This window comes from Chitinophaga solisilvae, from assembly GCF_009928525.1.
Classification (GTDB): domain Bacteria; phylum Bacteroidota; class Bacteroidia; order Chitinophagales; family Chitinophagaceae; genus Chitinophaga; species Chitinophaga solisilvae.
Genome location: NZ_JAABOK010000002.1, coordinates 12,357 through 32,238, shown reverse-complemented (window position 1 = coordinate 32,238; position 19,882 = coordinate 12,357). Strand labels below are relative to the sequence as shown.

At 50.3% G+C, this 19,882-nt stretch carries 13 protein-coding genes; 2 read left to right on the top strand and 11 right to left on the bottom strand.

Features of this window, described 5'->3' with window-relative positions:
- Window positions 1-100 precede the first annotated feature (100 nt).
- The 4 genes from GWG06_RS02950 to GWG06_RS02935 all read right to left on the bottom strand — a co-directional run bounded on the left by GWG06_RS02950 (window position 101) and on the right by GWG06_RS02935 (window position 5,409).
- Window positions 101-2,578: a bifunctional glycoside hydrolase family 9 protein/polysaccharide deacetylase gene (locus GWG06_RS02950; RefSeq protein ID WP_160711232.1), complete on the bottom strand. Its 2,478-nt coding sequence runs from the start codon at window positions 2,576-2,578 to the stop codon at window positions 101-103.
- Between the two features lie 42 nt (window positions 2,579-2,620).
- A complete protein-coding gene (locus tag GWG06_RS02945) occupies window positions 2,621-3,571 on the bottom strand; it encodes a nitrilase family protein (protein WP_160711230.1) in 951 nt (316 codons plus the stop codon).
- Between the two features lie 91 nt (window positions 3,572-3,662).
- On the bottom strand, window positions 3,663-4,232 hold the full coding sequence (locus tag GWG06_RS02940) for a YdeI/OmpD-associated family protein (RefSeq protein WP_202182935.1): 570 nt from the start codon (window positions 4,230-4,232) through the stop codon (window positions 3,663-3,665).
- 31 nt (window positions 4,233-4,263) lie between these two features.
- Window positions 4,264-5,409 (bottom strand): FAD-dependent monooxygenase, encoded by a 1,146-nt coding sequence (locus GWG06_RS02935; protein WP_160711228.1) that lies wholly within the window; start codon window positions 5,407-5,409, stop codon window positions 4,264-4,266.
- A 124-nt stretch (window positions 5,410-5,533) separates the two neighbouring features.
- On the opposite strand from GWG06_RS02935, the gene GWG06_RS02930 reads away from it, so the two are divergent.
- Window positions 5,534-5,917, top strand: a complete 384-nt coding sequence (locus GWG06_RS02930) for an SRPBCC domain-containing protein (RefSeq protein ID WP_127041437.1) — start codon at window positions 5,534-5,536, stop codon at window positions 5,915-5,917.
- A 172-nt stretch (window positions 5,918-6,089) separates the two neighbouring features.
- Here GWG06_RS02930 and GWG06_RS02925 read toward each other — a convergent pair whose 3' ends face one another.
- From GWG06_RS02925 to GWG06_RS02905, 5 genes are all read right to left on the bottom strand, one after another.
- Window positions 6,090-6,728 (bottom strand): SMI1/KNR4 family protein, encoded by a 639-nt coding sequence (locus GWG06_RS02925; RefSeq protein ID WP_127041439.1) that lies wholly within the window; start codon window positions 6,726-6,728, stop codon window positions 6,090-6,092.
- 32 nt (window positions 6,729-6,760) lie between these two features.
- On the bottom strand, window positions 6,761-7,594 hold the full coding sequence (locus tag GWG06_RS02920; RefSeq protein ID WP_127041441.1) for a metallophosphoesterase family protein: 834 nt from the start codon (window positions 7,592-7,594) through the stop codon (window positions 6,761-6,763).
- A 135-nt stretch (window positions 7,595-7,729) separates the two neighbouring features.
- A complete protein-coding gene (rffA, locus tag GWG06_RS02915) occupies window positions 7,730-8,854 on the bottom strand; it encodes a dTDP-4-amino-4,6-dideoxygalactose transaminase (RefSeq protein WP_160711226.1) in 1,125 nt (374 codons plus the stop codon).
- Window positions 8,855-8,881: 27 nt separating this feature from the next.
- Window positions 8,882-9,598 carry a GNAT family N-acetyltransferase gene (locus tag GWG06_RS02910; RefSeq protein ID WP_160711224.1) on the bottom strand — a complete coding sequence of 239 codons (717 nt, stop codon included), beginning with the start codon at window positions 9,596-9,598 and terminating at the stop codon, window positions 8,882-8,884.
- 11 nt (window positions 9,599-9,609) lie between these two features.
- Window positions 9,610-10,788, bottom strand: coding sequence for a TDP-N-acetylfucosamine:lipid II N-acetylfucosaminyltransferase family protein (locus GWG06_RS02905; protein WP_160711222.1), 1,179 nt, complete (start codon window positions 10,786-10,788; stop codon window positions 9,610-9,612).
- Between the two features lie 424 nt (window positions 10,789-11,212).
- Here GWG06_RS02905 and GWG06_RS02900 point away from each other — a divergent pair, with 424 nt between their 5' ends.
- Window positions 11,213-12,736, top strand: a complete 1,524-nt coding sequence (locus GWG06_RS02900) for a malate:quinone oxidoreductase (protein ID WP_127044640.1) — start codon at window positions 11,213-11,215, stop codon at window positions 12,734-12,736.
- Window positions 12,737-12,847: 111 nt separating this feature from the next.
- On the opposite strand, the gene GWG06_RS02895 is transcribed toward GWG06_RS02900, so the two are convergent.
- Both GWG06_RS02895 and GWG06_RS02890 read right to left on the bottom strand, forming a co-directional pair.
- Window positions 12,848-16,531 (bottom strand): chondroitinase-B domain-containing protein, encoded by a 3,684-nt coding sequence (locus GWG06_RS02895; protein ID WP_160711220.1) that lies wholly within the window; start codon window positions 16,529-16,531, stop codon window positions 12,848-12,850.
- Window positions 16,532-16,546: 15 nt separating this feature from the next.
- Window positions 16,547-19,672, bottom strand: a complete 3,126-nt coding sequence (locus GWG06_RS02890; protein WP_160711218.1) for a PQQ-dependent sugar dehydrogenase — start codon at window positions 19,670-19,672, stop codon at window positions 16,547-16,549.
- Window positions 19,673-19,882 lie beyond the last annotated feature (210 nt).

Sequence of the window (19,882 nt, the reverse complement as noted above, 5' to 3'; positions counted from 1 at the left end):
ATTAAAACAAAGATTGAATAGGATATTTAATAGCTATCCATGTTAATCTTTGTTTTAATCTTCGCTTCTACATTCGTAATTCGCAATTCGTAATTCGTAATTATTTAAGTAGTGTTTCCAGCCCCACCATCCTATACCCCTGATTCTTCAGCGCTGTTATCAGTTCGGGGAGGCGTTGATAGAACTTATCTTTTCTGCGGGGATCGGAGCCGATGTGCAGCAGCAGGAGGTAGCCGTTCAGGCCGCCGGGCTGCTGGCGGGCAGTGGTGATGATGGAATTGAATATTTCTTCGGAGGGGCGGTAACGTGCGCCCATGCCGGGGAAGGTGTAGTCGGCATTGGAGCGGGTACCGGGTGTAAAGCATATCAGCTGCCGGCCGGAGGCTTTGGTCCAGGCGGCGATACTGTCGTTATACCACTCATAGGCCGGCAGGAAATAGCGGGCTTTTGAACGGTCGATGCCCAGCAGGGCCATACGGTGATAATTGGCATTGAGATCCTTCTCGAAGTCCGCACGGGTAACCAGGAGGCTGTCCCGGTTGCTCCAGTCGCAATATTGCAGATGCTGATCGGAATGAGGGCCCAGGTAATGGCCGGCATCTTTCAGCTTTTTAATCAGCGCTTTGTTATCCGGGTTAGCATAGAATTTTCCGGTGAGGAAAAATGCTGCCGGCGTCTGCTGCTGCCGGAGGGCTTCATAGATGGCTTCGCCGCCATCGTTGAATTCATCGCCGGTGAAAACGAGCGTCAGCTCCCGGCGGGTACTGTCACCACGGATAATACCCCCATGCACATACGAAAATGCCTTCTTCCTGCTTTCATTATCCTTTGCGGCCAGCAGATATACCAGAGAAGCCGTGCCATCCATGGTAGGTTCGTTGGTGCTGTAGTCGCCGTTATCATCATGGTATACGGCCAGATCGCTCTGGAAGGGAGCATAGGTATCCGGCTTTGATAGTTTTATGCCGATAAGGTTTTTGTAGATGCTGGTATAAACGGGGCCATCCACCAATCCGCCATCAATGGGGTAATGCCCCAGGTGCGAGAAGGCAGAATGCGGGTCAGCAGGAGTATCGCCGGAATCCGGCAGCCCATATACCATACTGGTGCCCCAGGGATTGCAGCCGAAGAGCCAGTCGGTATTGGCCTGTTCCAGTTCTGCAAAGGCGGTATCGCCGGTTAGTTGCTGGTACCAGTAACACTGGATGGCAAAGGCAGTGGTGAGGTTATTGCTGCACCAGATAAAAGGTACGCCGCGGTAAAAGGCATTCTGTTTCGCTTTCTGCCAGACTTTGTCTATGCCTGTTTTATAGAATCCGGTGACTGCTTTTCGTTTCTCTCCGTCCAGCTGCCGGGCCAGGGCATAATGTCCCAGGTTGATGAAGGGGTACCACTGGTAATGACTGGCGGTATCTGTTCCCAGCCAGGGTGTAATCTTTTCCTGTTGTGCATATTCCCATGCCTGCTGCAGGTATTGTGGCTGGCGGAGCATATCGCTGAGGGTGGCGGCTGCCAGTTCCATATCGTCCGTCCAGTTTTCTTCGGCATAGATATAGGGAGATAATACGGAGGCTGTCTGGCATACTCCCGGCTGGCGCAGGCCCATGGCGTAGGCGGATAAGGCCCTGCTATACAGGCGGCGCGCATATGCGCTGTCCTGCTGCCTGAGTATAGTGTACCCCAGCGCAAAGGCGCTGGTGAACTTGCCGGCGGTAGAGGCTACGCCGGTAGATTTGTTCTTGTATTTACCGAGTCCCTGCGGAGCGCCGGTGCAGAAATATACGGGGCGTTCAAATCCTTTTCCATAGAAATCATCCATACCGGGCAGGCGCATCCCGTGGTGGTCGCGGTCGTCCGCGATCTGATTGAACATGATATTCTTTGCGGGATGCATTTTCAGCAGCCAGTCGAGCCCCCATCGCGCTTCGTCCAGTACGTCTTTCACGTGGTTGCTGCCTTCCAGTCCGTTAGCGGCGTAATGATCCCCGAAAGTGGCGGGGAAGTCGCGGTAAGCGGCCAGCAGGTGCCAGGCGGCATTGGCGGAGGTAGTGACATATTGCAGGTAGTCGCTGGCATCGTGCCAGCCACCGGCAACATCTATATAGGTGCTGTCGGGCATGGGGCCATACATTGTATAGCCGTCACGGGTATGACAGGAGTCTTTCAGGAAGGGATTGAATCCGCTGCGTTGCTGACGCATATAACGCAACGCTATATCTGCAGCGCCGGTATATACGCTGTCGCCTATACGAAAAACGGGCGACCGGGCCGGGCCGGCCTGGAGGTAATAAGTGCCTGCCTTTTTAAAGGAGGTGAAGTTGAGCCGGCAGGTTTGTGTAAACGGACCGTAGCTACCAAAAGCCTTACCGGTGCTGCCGGTGTAAACTACTTTATGATGTGAGGCTTCTATGAGTTGAAAGGAGGAAGGCATGGCGCCTGATTTTGCACCCCACACCGCTACTTTGATACCATCCGGCAGGTAGCCCAGCTGGTTGATCCGGATCCAGGCTGCAGGCTCCTCTGCGCTGCTGAAAGCCCAGAGGAGCGTGAGCAAAATGAGTAAGTAATGCTTTTTCATTACTTAAATCTAGTAAAAAATAACTGCCGGTAATAGCATCGGCTACTTATTCTCCACCCATACAACTTTCTGTTCAGAGGTATGCGCCTGCCCGATAATATCCCGGTAGAGATCCGGACGGCGTGCTTTGCGGTATCTGTGTCCGCCTGCCTGCTGCAGCTTTTCCGGCGTCAGGACGGCAATTGCGAAGTCGTTGCCCAGCTTGCGGCACTCCGCAATAACATCCCCGAAAGGATCCAATATCATGGAACAACCATTCTTTAACTGGTCATCATCCATACCAATCGGATTGGAAAATACCACGTAAATGCCATTATCATAGGCACGTGCCGGTAACCATTTCATCAGCCAGCTTCTGCCTTTCATGCCATCAAATTCCAGCCGCAGTGATGTAGGATCAGATTCCCGGTGATGCCACAGTGCCGGATCTGCGAAACCGGCGCCAGGGCGGGTAGACGGCGTCATCATGGTGACATGCGGCATGAAAATAATGTCGGCCCCCAACAGGGTGGTAGCTCGTACATTCTCCACCACATTGTTATCATAACAGATCAGGATGCCGCACTTCCATCCCAGCAGATCAAACACCACATATTCATTCCCCGGCGTAAGATGCGGATTGATAAACGGATGCAGCTTGCGGTATTTTGCTACCAGGCCATTCTTATCTACACATACATATGCTTTATACATTTTATCTGCTGCATCTTTTTCAAACAGTCCGGCCAGGATAACAATATTATGTTTCGCGGCAATGGCTGTCAGCGCACGGATGCTTTCTCCATCCGGTATCAGTTCCGACAGCTCCAGCATTTCTTCCCTGGAGAGATGGCGGGCAAAAGTATATCCTGTTATGGAACATTCATGAAAAGCAATGACCTGCGCACCTTCAGCGGCAGCCTTTCCGGCGAGGTGATCTATCTGCTGAAGATTATAGGATTTATCTCCGTTCCTGTTTTCAAACTGGGCAGTGGCAATCTGTAATTTTTCCATCGGGAGCATTTTTCGGGTGAGTAAACAAAGGTAAAGCCAATTATCGCTGCAAGTACCGGCACAGGAATATTTGATTTATTATTAACAAAACTTATCGCATCCGCTTGCCGGCAGCACTTTCTGCAATCAGCTTATCCAGCCGGGATTCCTGTGTGGCAGCCTGTTTCGCGCTCATCACCCAGTGTATGCTCACCTTTATGTAAGAGGGCGCCTGGCTTTCAAAAAATTCCCATGCTTTTTTGCTGGCCCTGAATTTTTGCTCGTAAGCAGGAGAAAGAGAGCGGGCTTCATTCTCGTGAGAATAGATGTTGGTGCGTGATTCATTCCGCTGCCGGAATACTGCCAGACCAGCAGGCATCATTAGCCCCTGAGCTGTCAGGTCTTCCACCTTCTTCAGGTTGATGGCGCTCCAGATGCTGTTGGGTTTACGCGGACAAAAACGGATATAGTAACTTTCCTCATCGATGGATTTCCGTACGGCGTCTATCCATCCGTAGCAAAGTGCCTGATCTACGGATTCAGACCATGTCATGCTTTTTCTGCCGCTGCTGGTTTTATAAAATCCTACTATCAGCTCTGCTGCTTTACTGTGGTTTTTATCCAGCCATTTGCGGAAATCTGCGGCTTTTTCAAAAAAGGTAGGTTTAATATCGTTAGACATGACGCTTTTTTTGCAGCTTAAAATTACACATTTACCACCTGATGCCAAACAAAAAAGCGATCTGTTTATCGGCAATACGTCGTGGAACGCTTTTCAGCAGCCGGTTGCGCAGCCAGGTAATAAAGCGTCCCTTCCGGTTGGTCAGCATCGCCAGACTCCAGGAGGTGTTCACAATTTTATGCGCCCTGGCGATACGCTTATCCTGGTATGCCTGAAAAGCCGTGGTAATACTGCTTTCTGTCGCAAGACAACCAGCGAGTACCCAGGCATCTTCCACAGCCTGACTGGCGCCCTGTCCCAGGTTAGGCGTGGTGGCATGTGCAGCATCTCCCAGCAACACAATACGGCCCCTGTACCAGGTGTGAACAGGTGCAATATCATACAGGTCGCTGCGGATCAGCTTTTCCACGGGAATATGACACACAACTGTCTGCATGTATCCTTTGAACGGCAACAAATCCCTGCGGATCATATCCAGTGCTTCCTGCGGTTCGAACGGCGTGCCTGCCGGCAGTTTCTTAGTATACCAGAAATACACCTGCTGCGGATCTACCTGCACAAAAGATGCCCGTAGTCCATTTCCCGGCCCCCATACTTCTGCGGTGGTATTAATTTCTTCCGGCGGTAAAGTCATAGGAACGATGGCGCGCCAGCAGATCTGTCCGGAGTAACGGTATTGTGCAGGTGCAATATATTTTTCGCGTACCAGAGAGCGGATGCCGTCTACCCCGATCAGCAGGTCCCCGGCAGCGCTGCTGCCGTCTTCAAAACGGGCAGTGACGCCATTTTCATGCTCCTCAATGGCTGCCAGTTTTTTCCCCCACTGCACAGGCTTCTTCAGCCCTTTAATCAGTTCATCCTGCACAGCGGCACGGTGTACGGCGTAGCTCCCGTTGCCATAACGGTCACGCACCTCCGTATTACTGATGTGTTGTAATATTTCTCCCTGGTAATCTTTTATGTAGATGCTCTCCGGGAAAACGGCGCGCTGCCGTAGCGGGGCCGCCATATCCAGTTTCTCCAGGACATTCATGGCGTTGGCGCCCATCAGCATACCGGCGCCCACCGGCAGATTCGCAGGTGCTGCGTCAAATATTTCATAGTCTATTCCATAATGCGCTAAAGCCAGTGCAGTAGTCAATCCGCCAATACCGGCGCCGATAATAACAGCTTTCATTGCGGGTTCATTTTTATCTGACAAAGATAGCTGCTTTTTTCAAATTAGGACATTTGACCTAATTTATTTTTTAAAGTTTTCAGGAAGACGGCATTTTACTAGCTTTGGGGGAGAACCAGCAAATATGAAAGATTTTAAAAAGCACTTCAGCGTACCGGCGCCGCCGGAAGAGGTATTTGCCGCACTCACGAACCCAGCCACCATTCAGCTGTGGACAGGAGAGCGCGCGGAAATGTCTACCGAACCCGGCACTGAATTCTCCCTCTGGGAAGACAGCATCGTAGGCAAGAACCTGGAATTTGAAGAAGGCAGGAAAATAGTGCAGCAATGGTATTTTGGTGAAGATGAGGAAGCTCCATCCATCGTTACCATCATCCTGCATCCCGGCAAAAAAGGTACCGACGCCGAACTCCGTCATACCAACATCCCGGATGAAGCATATGAAGATATAACGGCAGGATGGGTAGAGGAGTATTTTGGGGCGCTGATTGATTTCTACAAGGAATAAAGGAGATAAAATAATTACGAATTGCGAATTGCGAATTGCGAATTACGAATGTAGAAGCGAAGATTAAAACGAAGATTTAAGGTGATAACTATTAAACATCACCTTAAATCTTCGTTTTAATCTTCGCTTCTACATTCGTAATTCGCAATTCGTAATTCGTAATTGTTTCCAACTACAATTGGTATGGAAAACTATTATCCAGCCATTCAAAGTTGATGTTTGCTTCGAGGATACCATGTAATTCCTGTCCGGTAAGTACGCCTTTCTGGTAGGCGGTGGCCACTACCTGTTGCTGTTGTGGCGAGAGGTAGGGGGCGTGGGTACGCAGGAAGTGGTAGCTGTTTACTTTTATATCTCCGTCGGCGATGAGGCCGCGGTATTGAGGATCAGGGTTGGTGATGGCTTCCAGCAGCTGGGAGAAGATGAAGTCCTGCAGGTTCTTTGCGATGATGGTCGCTTCATTGGAATCGTGGTATACCAGTGCAACGGGTACATCGTCGCCCTGTTGCAGGTTATAGTAGAACGCGTACCAGTCGCCCGCGCCGGTGTAGCCAAAGGGAACGAAGCGGTGTTTTTTATCTGCATTGGGCAGCCCGTCTTCCATCTCGGCGGAGATGTCTGCTTCATCCATAATCTCAAAATCCGCCGCAAACATCAGGAAACGGGGAGTGGCTTTCAGGCCGGGATATACGTCCCTGATCCAGTCCGGGCTAAGTTCTCCCCAGGAGAGCATCCCGTCTTCCGAGAGTTGCTTGTACAGCGCGGGATAGGTAAAGTTATAATCCTGTTCAATGGCTTCTAGTGTAGTCATCGGTTAAATCTTTTCTTGCAGCAAGATACCCTTTATTTATGAGCTGCCCTACGGGCAAAGGTTTGCTCACCCTGTTTGGTATATGGATTCATGACAAAAGAAAGCATAGTACCATCGGCTTTCAGCTCTACTACGCGAAAGCCATGATAGGGTGTACCCCAGCTGCCGCCAACATGGCTGTCAAACAGGAAAGGAATTTTCTGATCCAGTATCTTCACGCCATCTTCATCATGGTCATGTCCGTTGAAAACGGCTCTCACATTCGGATACTTTTTTATGAGCGCCTGAAACTCCGGCGCATCGATGCCATGCTTCGTCCATTTCACCGGTGTAATATGCACAAAGATGAAAATGTTGGCCGCATCTTTATATTGTTCCAGCTTCTCTGTAAACCACGGCACATCCGGACTCACATACTTCCCTGTCTGCGTAGCCGTATCTCCCAGCAGTATTACCTGGTTATCTATCATCACATCATGGTTCAGCGGAAATCCCCATGCCTGCTGCCATGCCTCCGGTGTAACCATATCATGGTTCCCCCTGGTAGTAAACACCCGCGGATGCAGTTTCCTGAACATCGCTGCGGCAGGCGTCAGCAGTTGCGGATCATTATGAATCACATCTCCGTTCAGCACAAAAAAGGAACAGGGATACACTTTATCATATGCCTGAAACGCTTTTTCCAGATCCGCATAATATTGCTCATACGATGTGCCCGGTTCTCCGTAATGCCAGTCAGATCCGATAGCAAAACGGAAAATGGTCTTACCACCAAAATGCTCCGCAGTAGCCGCTTTTGCGATCCTGCCACAAGCTGAAATAACAATAGCAGCAGAAACGCCGCTGAGGAAGTTACGCCGGTTCATAATTGTTTTTCTTTAAAATTACGAATTGCGAATTACGAATTACGAATGTGAAGCGAAGATTTAAGCAAAGAAGTAAATTCTTTATCCGCTTAAATCTTCGCTCCACATTCGTAATTCGCAATTCGTAATTCGTAATTAATTCTTCTCAAAGAATTCCCTAATGCTTCCCGTTATATGCAAAACCTGTTCCTCCGTAAGTTCGTAAAACAGCGGCAGCCTTACCAGCCGGTCTGAATAATAGTCGGATTGCGGCAGGTTTCTTCCGTCATGTTTATCGTGATAGAAAGGTGATTTATGCAGGGAGAGGTAGTGGAAAACGGCGTATACATCGCGTTCTTTCAGCCAGGCGATCAGGGCTTGTCTTACTGCGATGTCCTGACACACGATATAGAACATGTGTGCGTTGTTGGTGGCGTACTCCGGTATAAAAGGCAGCGTGATACGGTCTTTCAGGCTGTTCAGTTCGCGGAGGTATATCTCCCACAGGTGCTTCCGCTGCTGCTGGATATCAGCGATATTTTCAATCTGTGCATAGAGGAAGGCAGCGATTACTTCGGAAGGCAGGAAGGAAGAGCCGATGTCTACCCAGCCGTATTTATCTATTTCACCACGGAAGAAGGCGGAGCGGTTGGTACCTTTCTCCCAGATGATTTCTGCTCTTTCCACAAAGCGGTCATCGTTGATGGCGAGCATACCGCCTTCGCCGGCGATGATGTTTTTTGTTTCATGGAAGGAGAAAGCTGCGAGATGCCCTATACTTCCCAGCGGGCGGCCGTTGAAAGAGGAATCGATGGCCTGTGCTGCATCTTCAATCACAAATAGTCCGTGTTTGTCTGCCAGCTGCATAATTTTTTCCATATCGCAGGCAATACCGGCATAGTGTACCGGTACGATGGCTTTTGTACGCGGGGTGATAAGCGATTCCAGCAATGCGGTATCTATATTGGGATTGCTGACGCCGCTGTCGGCAAATACGACGGTGGCGCCTCTTAATATAAAAGGGTTGGCGGTGGACACAAAGGTGTAGGAGGGAATGATGATTTCATCTCCCGGCTTTGTATCAATCAGTATGGCGGCCATTTCCAGCGCATCGGTGCAGCTGGTGGTCAGCAGGGTTTTCTTAAAGCCATATTTTGCTTCCAGCGCTGCCTGGCATTTTTTGGTAAAAATCCCGTTGCCGGACAGTTTGCCGGACAATGCTGCCTGGTACATGTAGTGCGCTTCTTTACCGGTGAGGTATGGCTTATTGAATGGTATCATGATATATGGCTTATTAAAATTGTTTGTTCAGGCCTGCGGCCAGAAATGGTAAAAGTACAGCGCTTCTTCCACGGTGCAGCCGCTTTTCTCATAGAGCATACATGCCGGCTTATTCAGGCCCTGTGTCACCACCTGCAGGGAAGTATGGCCCTGCGCGATGGCCCATTGTTCGGCGGCGGCCATGAGAGTGCGTCCTATGCCTTTTCCGCGGTGGTTTTCCGCTACTGCCAGCAGGCCGATGTCTGCCCGTTGGCGCTTCTCTCCTACTGTTACTACGCCTGCTATCTCCCCGCCCGTTTCATATATCAGCACATCGCGGGCAATGGTACGGTTCACGGAATTGCGCATCCAGATGGTATAGAGTGCTTCGAACCTGTCAGGCCCGATGCGCGGGTCCCTGCTAAAACGCGACCACACGCCACTCTGGATGGCCAGCTGCAGCAGCTGTTCATTGGGTGCATCCGCGGTATAGGAGATAATATTTGCCGGCATAGCGCCTTGCCGAAGCGCATGCTTTACATAGGTTGTTTTGATATCTGCTTCAAAACCCCGGAAACGTTGCAGCGACGGAGTTGTTACCGCTACGGGATACCGGGAGGGATAATAAATCAGTTGCGCAGTTGCCGGCATTTCCGCCAGCATTGCAGCCAGCGCTTCTTCGCCAGGCAGCTGCCGGTTGATACGGTATACTTCGTATCCGAGGAAATCACTGTCCCATGGTAATAATTCAAATGGTTCTTCCATGACAACTGCTTTTATGACAATATCTCCTGTAACACCTGCATCTTCCTGCTGATGTCAAAGATAGCGTCAGTGCGGGATACATTCTCTGCTGCTGCCGCCGACTGTATAGGCCGGCTGAACTCTTCGAAGCTCATATCGGCTGCTGTGGCGGCATCCCAGACATGTATCTGTTTTTCTTTCAGAAACTGATATACAGTACTGTTGTGATGCAGGAATACTTTCTTTCCGCGGTAGAGCAGCGCCAGCGTATTACCGGCGGCCTGTGTGCGGTAGTGGAACATAAAGGCAATATCCACTTCATCGAGCTGCCGGTAATAGTCTTCCCGGTTCATGAAGCCGCGGATGGCCTGCACTTTATCTTTCCCGAAGATGGAGATGGCCTGCTGTTCTATCATATCGCCATAACGCCTGTCGCCGTAGTTCAGCGGGATAATCAGCTTTATCGGCTCGTGACGGAACTTTGCCAGCACCTCCAGCGCTTCCTGGTGATTGTTGGAGGCGGTATCGGAATTACCCAGCAGAATGGTGGTAATACCCGAGGAACCCTGTGCGCCGCCACTGCGGAAGGTATCCGGCTCAGGCTTCGGGTTGAAGTTATAAAAGAAGAAGCCGAAGGCGGCATCTGTCTGAAAATGTTTTCTGATCCACTCAAAATCTATCTCGCTCCAGTTGAAGAAATAATTGAGTCTTTTGAAAAAACGTTCCCGGCGCTTTGCAATCTTACGCTGTTCTTTCGGGTAACGGATGTAACGGTTACGGAATGTTTTATAGGTCCGTACCGGCTTCAGCAGGTTCCATTCCACCATAGCCCGCTCTTCATACTTTTCAAAATACTGCAGGCTCTTCGGGCCGTATACAACCTGCTTAAAGCGGGTGAACGGTATTTCCACAATGTCGCCGCCCCAGAAAAACATGCTGACAATAATCTCCGCCGGCAGGGAAAGTACAAAGCTGATCGCGCTTTCCGAGGTCCAGTGAATAAATACCTTATCGCTGCCGGTCATATTTTTCGTCAGCTCCCGGAAGGCGGAGGTGTGATAAGGCGCAAATACTGCCAGCGGGTTCTTCACATGCCTGGCATTTTCCTGCAGCCCGTCAATAATATAGATATTATTTCCAGGTGCGGCTTTCTCTGCATCGCTAATAAAATCGTTGATAAACTTGTCGTCTACCATTAAATGGTAATTCATACTATATCTATAAAGTTCGTCCGGAAGGCTTTCCCATGCTGCGGAAAAAGAAGTGTCAAATATAAATAAAATATATGAATGCCTTTGGAAGGCAGGCAGGCAACAGTTGTTGCCGCTACAAGATAAGCGGATTAAAAAAATATCAGTTCACAATAATATACCATTATAACTATGATCTTCTTTTCTGTCTGCTGCACATATTTAAAAATCAGTTATACAAATTTATTCAAACGCTGTTCTATCAAAGGTTTCCACTGTTTTCAATTTTATTTTACGGGAGAAGAAATTGAATATCACTTCTTCAACTTTCAATTTATTCAGAAAGAATTGTAATCAGATTGTTAATATTAGTCTGAAAGATGCATTTTATTACCCCTGCAAAATTTTTTGATTGTAACTTTGCACCTCGAATAAAAATGGGGTTATGTTTAGAAGCAAGAGTACGTCTGAAACAGGTCCGGATGTGGTTTTAATAGGCGCGGGAATCATGAGCGCCACACTGGGAACGCTGCTCAAAGAGCTGCAACCCGAACTGACCATTACAATTTTTGAGCGACTGGATATGGCGGCAGCAGAGAGTTCCGACGCATGGAACAATGCCGGCACCGGCCACTCCGCATTCTGCGAGTTGAATTACACACCGCAGAAGCCGGATGGTTCAGTAGATATTAAGAAGGCGGTAAATATCGCAGAACAATTCGAAGTATCCCGTCAATTCTGGGCTTACCTGGTGGAGAATCATATTATCTCCAATCCCGGCGCCTTCATTCAAAGTATTCCGCATATGAGTTTTGTATGGGGAGAAGAGAATGTGGATTATCTCAAAAAGCGTTACAAGGCCCTGCAACAGTGCCATCTTTTCAAAAAGATGGAATACTCTGAAGACAAATCCCTGCTGCAAAACTGGATGCCGCTGATTATGGAAGGCCGCGACGCCTCTCAGAAAGTAGCCGCCACCCGCATGGAACTGGGAACCGACGTGAACTTCGGCGCACTCTCCCGTGCACTCTTCGATCATCTTGCATCCCTGGACGGCGTTAACATGCACTTCAACCATGATGTGCGCGACCTCAAAAAACAGGACGACGGCAGCTGGCTCATCAAAGTAAAAAACCGCGATACCCGCGAAAAACAAACCATCAGAACAAACTTCGTATTCATAGGCGCCGGCGGCGGCTCCCTGCCACTGCTGGAAAAATCTGATATACCGGAAGGTAAAGGCTTCGGCGGCTTCCCTGTAAGCGGACAATGGCTGCGTTGCACCAACCCGGACATCATCGCCCAACACCAGGCAAAGGTCTACGGCAAAGCCTCTGTAGGCGCGCCTCCTATGTCTGTGCCACACCTGGACACCCGCATGATCGATGGCGAAAGAGCCCTGCTCTTTGGCCCCTATGCAGGCTTCTCTACCAAATTCCTGAAAAACGGCTCCATATTCGACCTGCCACTCTCTATCAAAGTCAACAACATTCACCCCATGGTGTCTGCCGGCCTTGATAATATTCCGCTGACCAAATACCTCATTGCACAGGTACGCCAGAAGCCGGAAGACAGGCTGGAGGCGCTGCGCGAATATTTCCCCGAAGCGAAAATGGAAGACTGGCAGCTGGAAATCGCCGGCCAGCGCGTACAGGTCATTAAAAAAGATCCCGTACACGGCGGTATCCTCGAATTCGGTACGGAAGTGGTGAGTGCGGCAGACGGCTCCATCGCCGCCCTGCTGGGCGCTTCCCCAGGCGCTTCCACCGCTGTTTCCATCATGCTCAACCTACTGAAACGCTGCTTTAAGGATTACGTGGAAACCGAGGAATGGCAGATCAAACTCAAAAAAATGATCCCATCCTACGGCCAGTCCCTCCTCAACGACCCGGCTCTCTGCGACTCTCTCCGCAGCTGGACCAGAGAAGTCCTTGAATTAGGTGAAACCAGCCACCAGATGGCAGTGTAAAATTTGATTATTTAATTATTTGAGATTTTAAATAAAAAAAAGGTGTCCTCTGAACAGATCAGAGGACACCTTTTTTTATTTAAAATCTCAAATAACCAAATAATCAAATAACTACATTTTCTGGATTTTCTTCACGGTTACTTTCCCGCTGTGTACCAGTTTTACCAGGTAGGTGCCGGTGGGCAGCGTTGCGCCGGACAAACTACGGGTATGGCTACCCGCAGGAAGATTGCCTTCTACCAGGGTGGCCGCTACTTTGCCGGTCATATCGTACACAGCCAGTGTAGTAAAGCCGGCTGATTTCAGGGAGAAGCTGATCGTGAAATGTTCCGGTGAAGGGTTAGGATATACCTGCAGCACCGTCAGCTTTTCTGCCGGCTGATCTGCAACGGGTACAGCTGCCTGCCTGGCCAGCAGAGACGGCGCTGTAGCTGTCACTACCAGCTGCGGCGCGTTGCTGCCTGATTCAGCTGATTCAAAGTTCATCACCGGCGTACTGGCGCCATCGGCCTGCACCAGCAGGGAGATGATGTTGCGGCCGGCCGCTTTTTCTGCCTGTACGTATCCTGAAATATCCCAGGTATAGTAACGCGCGATGGAATCAGTCACCGTAGCGCTTTTCAGTGCTGCAGTGCCTGCCGCAGGCTTATTATTCCAGGTAATGCTGTTTTCCGTCCAGCTGGTATTTGCCACCGGATACACGCCCACCGGTATATTAGTGGAGCGGTTATCCGATAAACGCCCATAAATTTTCAGGGTGGCGTTACTAACGGTACCGGCTACACTGTTCAGATCAAAGGAGAGATATACCAGCCGGTCATTACCCGCAGTGGTAGTCGGATTTTTCTTCAGCACCAGCTTGGCAGAATCAGTCACACCATGTGCTATGTCTGCATAGGAGGCGCCATTGCGCACATAGGCGTCTGCCCTTGCCGGCAGTACTACCTGCGTGGAGGTGCCGCCGCCGGTTTTCACCACTACTTCCGCATAACTGTTCCAGGCATTGACATTATTACCATGCCCCACAATTCGTATATACTTTGCCGTTATTGGTGTGAATGTAAACGATTCCAGATTCAGCGAGGTACCGCTGCTCTGTAAACCACTGGCCACCGTTGTCCAGTTGATGCCATCGTTTCCTGCCAGCACATCGAAGAGCGAGCGGCGCTCATTGCCCTTGAAGAAGGCGATATCCACACCGCTTACGCTGGCAGCGGTACCCAGACAGAACTGTATCCACTCGTTATTGCCGGTAGCTGACCAGCGGGTATTCAGGTCATTATCGATGGCATTGGCGGGAACGTTACCATCATGGCTGCTGGCAGACACCGGCACACAGGCAGGCGTACTGGTATCTCCGGTAGGGAAATCGTCTGCAGGGCTCATGATTTTGCTGCGTATCCACACACCGGCTTCTTTCAGGTTGGCAACTGTCCACGGGCCATTGGCGCCTACGCTCTCTTTCCATACAGCGCCGGAACGCCAGTCGTTCGAATAGTTCCAGTTGACCCAGCTGATTTTCTTCTGCCGCATCATATCTATATATTTCTGCGCCATCACAAAATCATTGGCATTTTCACCGCTGGCTTCCTGGGTGCCGAACTCTGTAACAAATACCGGTAACCTGTCTGCCGCCCAGCTTAACTCGTTCAGGTACTGATCTCTGTGATCCTTCGCATAGAAGTGGAAGTTGTACATGATATTGGTATAGTTAAGCGGGTTGCTCACAATGTCCTGCGCAGAACGGCCGTCGGAAATACCCATACTGGACCAGGCATGTGTTCCTATAAGGATAGGCGCATCATTGTCAATAGCGCGTATCAGCGGAATAATCTGATCTGCATAGCTTTTGATGGTAGCCCAGCTGACACCGTTCGGCTCATTGCAGATGTCATACAGGATATTATTCTTATTCTTATTCCTGGTGGCAATGTCTGTAAAGAATTTTTTTGCCCTTGCCAGGTTGTAGTTCGGATCACCGGGTTTAAGCTGATGGAAATCCACCACGGCATACATACCGCGTTCGGAGGCTTCATCAATCAGGGTATTGACCATGGTGGTAAATTTATCCGGGAAATCCTGGTAACCGCCATCCTGCACGTACATGGATATACGAATTACATCTGCTCCCCAGCTGGCCAGGGTATCCAGGTTGCCATCGTTCAGGAACTGCTGCCAGCCATACCACTGCAGGCCATGCGTACTCATACCGCGCAGCTGTATAGGTTTGTTGTACTGGTTGCAGAGTTTCAGCCCTATAACTTTCAGCTGGCCGTTAATGCCTACAGGCGTATTAGGTCCGGCTACAGCCGCTGCGGGCGCACTGTCAGCCGTTGCAATATCTGACGCAGGACCGCCGAGATATTCAGGTCCCACATCAGCAGTCGTCAGTGGTCTGTTGGTAGCAGTACCGCTTACTGCCTCATCGCAGCCAACATCTTTCTTGCTGGTACGTGGCTGCCCGTCAATATCATAGGCTACGGACATATCCACATCCAGGCCTGCAATGCCACGAATGCCGCCCCAGCCGCCTTTCCCGGAATCAATGGAAAGACTGTTGGAGAGTAATTTCCAGCTGTTGGCGGTCAGCCCCGGATTCCTCACTGCGATGCCACCCGGATTGGTAACACCCAGCGGACCGCTGAAAATATTGCCCCGCCAGTCTTCTGTGCCGGTGAGCGAATTAGCTACATTGCTTAAAGTACTGCTGATCAGGTTATTGGCAACTACCACATTCAGAGGGGATAAAGGCCGGCCGCCGTTATTCAGGTCCAACGCCTTTCCGCTGATGTTGCCCACAATGGTATTGTAGGCAATCACGCAGCTGTCTATCTGCGGATTAAAGCGTACTTCGCCGGAAGCATAGCTCTGGCCTTTCTGCAGAATAATGACCGCATCGCCGGTGGAGTTCTCCGCATCCAGACCGGAGAAATAATTGTTGATGATATAATTTTTGGAGCCGATCACGCGTACGCCACCGGTGCCGCTCTTACCTTCTCCCAGGAAGAAATTACTGTACACCACATTTCTGTCGCCATGACGGAAACAGAACTGCCCCTGCGATTTCCTGATGGTATTGAACCGGTACAGGTTTTCACAGGATTTGTTGGAGATGATTTCATTTTCTCCATCACATTCTTCAAATAAGTTATATTCGAAGATAGTTCTGGAGATGTTATCCATCTGGCCGCTGTAGCCTGCGCGGATCGTTTCTCCGCCATTGGCGCCCAGGGAAGGGCGTTGTGCAAAGTGGTTATGATCTACCAGGTGATAATCTGCCGTTTTATCTTTCACTTCAATCTGCATGGTAGGATCAGCTGTATTCTTTCCTTCAAACCGGTTATGGTCTACCCGCAATTTAAAACCATCCAGCACGATCCATTTCTTGCCGGCATTATAGTTAATCATAGCGCATTGCGTTACCCGGTTATAGCTGCCCTGAATGGTAACGATGTTAGCGTCTATATTACCGTTAGTCCAGCGAAAACCGGCTACTACCAGGTATTTACCGGTAATGGTCAACGTTGAGGCGCCGGAGAAGGTGACACCGCCGGGTGTTTCTGCGCGCATGGTAATCAGTGCAGCCGCAGTACCGTTGGAACTGAAGGTAATGGCAGCATTGGACCATGTTCCGTTTTTCAGGATGATGTTGTCTCCCGGCTGTGCGGCGCTGATAGCAGATGTTAACTGCGAATTGCTGGTCACAAACCGGTCAGTGGCCTGCAGTTCGTTGAACTGCAGGCTTAACAGGGAGATTACAACATATAAAAATCTGTGCTTTTTGCTGATATACATAGTTACTGTTTATGGTTAATCTTTGATAATTTTCTTGCTGACTGCTTTGCCATTATGTACCAGCTTAATCAGGTAGATGCCTGCCGGAAGAGATCCTGCCGGAACCGTTTTCGTATAGGCGCCGCTGTTAAGTCTTCCGTTCACCGGAATCAGCAGCTGTTTACCACTCATATCGTATACTGCCAGGGTGGTATAACCATCGGAAGGCAGCTGGAAGTTCACGGTAAAGGCGGCCCCCACAGGGTTCGGATAGATAGTCATGGCAGCCAGTCCGGTGTTTTTAGCCAGTGCTGCGCCGGTAACAAACTGTACCTCATTGTAGCTGTTCCAGGCGTTCACGTTATTACCGTGGCCCAGAATACGTATATGCTTAGCCGTTACACCGGTGAAGGAGAAGGTTTCAAAGGCGGTGGAGGTACCGCTGCTTTGCAGGCCGGTAGCTACATTGGTCCAGGTAGCAGCATCGTTGCTCACCTGTATATCAAAGAGCGAACGGCGGGTATCTCCTTTGTAGAAGGATATTTTCACACCGCTGACAGCAGTCGGATTACCGAGACAGAACTGTATCGACTGTTCACCGGAGGCAGACCAACGGGTGTTGAGATCATTATCTATGGTGTTGGCTGCTACGTTGCCGTCGTCACCGCTGGCAGTAACCGGCGTGCAAACCGGGCCTCCGGTAGAATCACCGATGACAGACAGTTGCGGAGGATTAGCGCCGGCTTCCTTCGCATTCAGGAAGATGCGCGGATCATGCGCCTGCAGGCTTTTCAGCACCAGGGATATTTTCTTGCGGCCGGCTGCCAGTTCGCTCTGCACGTAGCTGGTAACATCCCAGGTATAATACCTGGCACTGTCGTTGGTCAGCACCGTTGAAGCCAGCTGTGTAGTACCGGATGCGGGCTTGTTATTCCAGGTAATGGTTTTTTCTGACCAGGTGGTATTGCTCACCGGGTAAACGGCTACCGGTACGCTGATGGCGGTGGTACCATCTACTTTACCATATACTTTCAGCACTACGGCAGATACATTACCGGCAGTGCCGGTAAGGTCGAAGGCCAGGTAGGCTTCCCGCGCATTGTTCAGCTGACCGGCAGGCGATACCTTGGTAATGAGCCAGGTAGAGTCGGTAGTACCATGCGTGATAGCTGCATTGGAGCCGTCTCTTACATAGGCATCGTTGGTAGGTTTCAGCAAGGTGGCTGCCGGAGCGGCTTTGAACACAGCGGTATATGAAGTATCATGATCGTTGATGGTGATATTCTGTACCCTGTTACCACCATGCAGCCATTTATCGAAGATATAGGTAACCCCGTTCAGCACCTGTGGTGATGCGGCTTCCATGGGTCTTACCATACCAGACAAGGTAGCAGAAGAATAAGGCGTAGTGAACGGAATATCATTCAGTTTAATCTGCAGTCCTGCAGGCTGGGTATTGAGGGTGATATTGGAAGTAACGGGGAACAGTTCTACATAGGAAGTATCGTATTCACCACGGCTGTCTCTCACGGCGAGGTATATACGGTACCAGATATCTGTTTCCGTATGTCCTTCCGCAGAGATCACGAATTTACCGTTCTTAACGCTGTCTTGCAGCTGTGGTCCGGGGTGTACGTGGTTCGCATGATGGAAGTCCACCCACCAGGTGAATGCGTTGGCAGGCAGGGTACCATCTTCCGCATCAGTGCCATTTCCAGCAAAACTAACGGTGTCGCCTGCACGGAAAAGTCCGCCGTTTGCCGGAGCGGTGATAGTGGCTACCGGCAATACATTGGGTGCAGCTACTGTTAGTCTGGCGTTGCTGCTGGTTACGCTGCCTGCGCTGTTGCTTACTACTACGCTGTACAGGCCGGTATCGGCGGGTTGTACATTGGCAATAACATAAGACGCTGCCGTGGCGCCGCTGATGTTTGTGCCGTTCTTACGCCACTGGTAGGACGGCGCAGGGTTGGCGATGGCGGTAACACTGAAGGTAGCAGATTGGCCGGCCGGCACAGTGGTGTTCTTCGGTTGTGTGGAAATCACCGGCGCCTGTGTGCCGGTATACACAATTTTGTACAAGGCACTGTTATCACGGCTCAGGTAATACAGGTTACCATCGGTGCCTTGTTTAATGTACACCATGCCGCCGCCCAGTCCTGTTCCGAAAGCTGTGCGGGTAGGCGATGCGGGGTTGATGTAGTTGATCCATCCGCCGCAGTAGTCGAGGAAGAAATATTTACCGTTATAGGTAGAGGGATAATTGCTGATAGCGCTGTTGAAGAAGGTGCCGCCGTTGATGGCGCAGCCTTGTCCGTCCGGAGGATTGCCGTCTCTGTTAGTACGGTACAGGTATAATGGATTGGTAAGCCCGGAGCAGCTGCCGCTGCAGTTGCCTTCCTGGGTGGACCATCCGAAGTTGCGGCCGCCGGTGGTGGCATCATTGATTTCTTCCCAGGTAGATTCGCCTACGTCATTCACAAATATTTTACCACTGACAGGGTCAATGGAATTAGTGAACGGGTTACGCAGGCCATAAGCCCACACGCGGCTGCGTTGTGCGCCACCGCTGAAGGGGTTGCCAGCCGGTACTGTACCATCGGTATTGATACGAAGCACTTTACCCATGTAGCTGTCCAGGTTGCTGGCATTGTTACCCACCTTGTTATCACCTACAGATACATACAGTTTACCGTCATTGCCGAAGGAAAGACCACCACCGTTGTGGTAGATGGCACTTAAAGTAGGCAGGTCGAGGATCGCCAGTTCAGCACCGGCCACATCTCCGTTCATGGTAAAGCGGCTCACGCGGTTGTGTGGTCCGGAGGTGTGCGTATAGTACAGGTAGATGTACTTATTGGTGGCGAAGTTGGGATCTACGGCCACGCCGATCAGCCCGCGTTCACCGCTGCTGTTGACAGACAGTGAAACGGCTGGTGCAGATAAAAGGCTGCCGTTTTTGATGACACGCAGCTGACCGCCTTCCTGGCACACCAGTATGCGGCCGTCAGGGATAAAAGCCATCGCTGTGGGGCTGCTGATGCCGTTGGCTACCTGTACGCGCTGGAAATTTGCAGGCAGGGATTGTGCGCCGGCATACAGGGAAAGCATCAGCAAAAACAACGGTAATAAGAAACCGGTAATTGTGTATCTTTTTCTCATGATACAATGCTTTTAGTGGGAAAAGGTTATAAAATATGGCCTGATTGTAGGCATAACGGGCCCTAAAGCGTATATCCGTTGTGGTTATACACTGCAATAAATTCCATAACGCAGGCGGGCGTACCTGGAAGGGAAAATCTGAATTACTGGGATCGCATACAACTGTTTTTTTGATGAAAGTAATTGTGTAAAAGTTGGGAAACGGGTTTT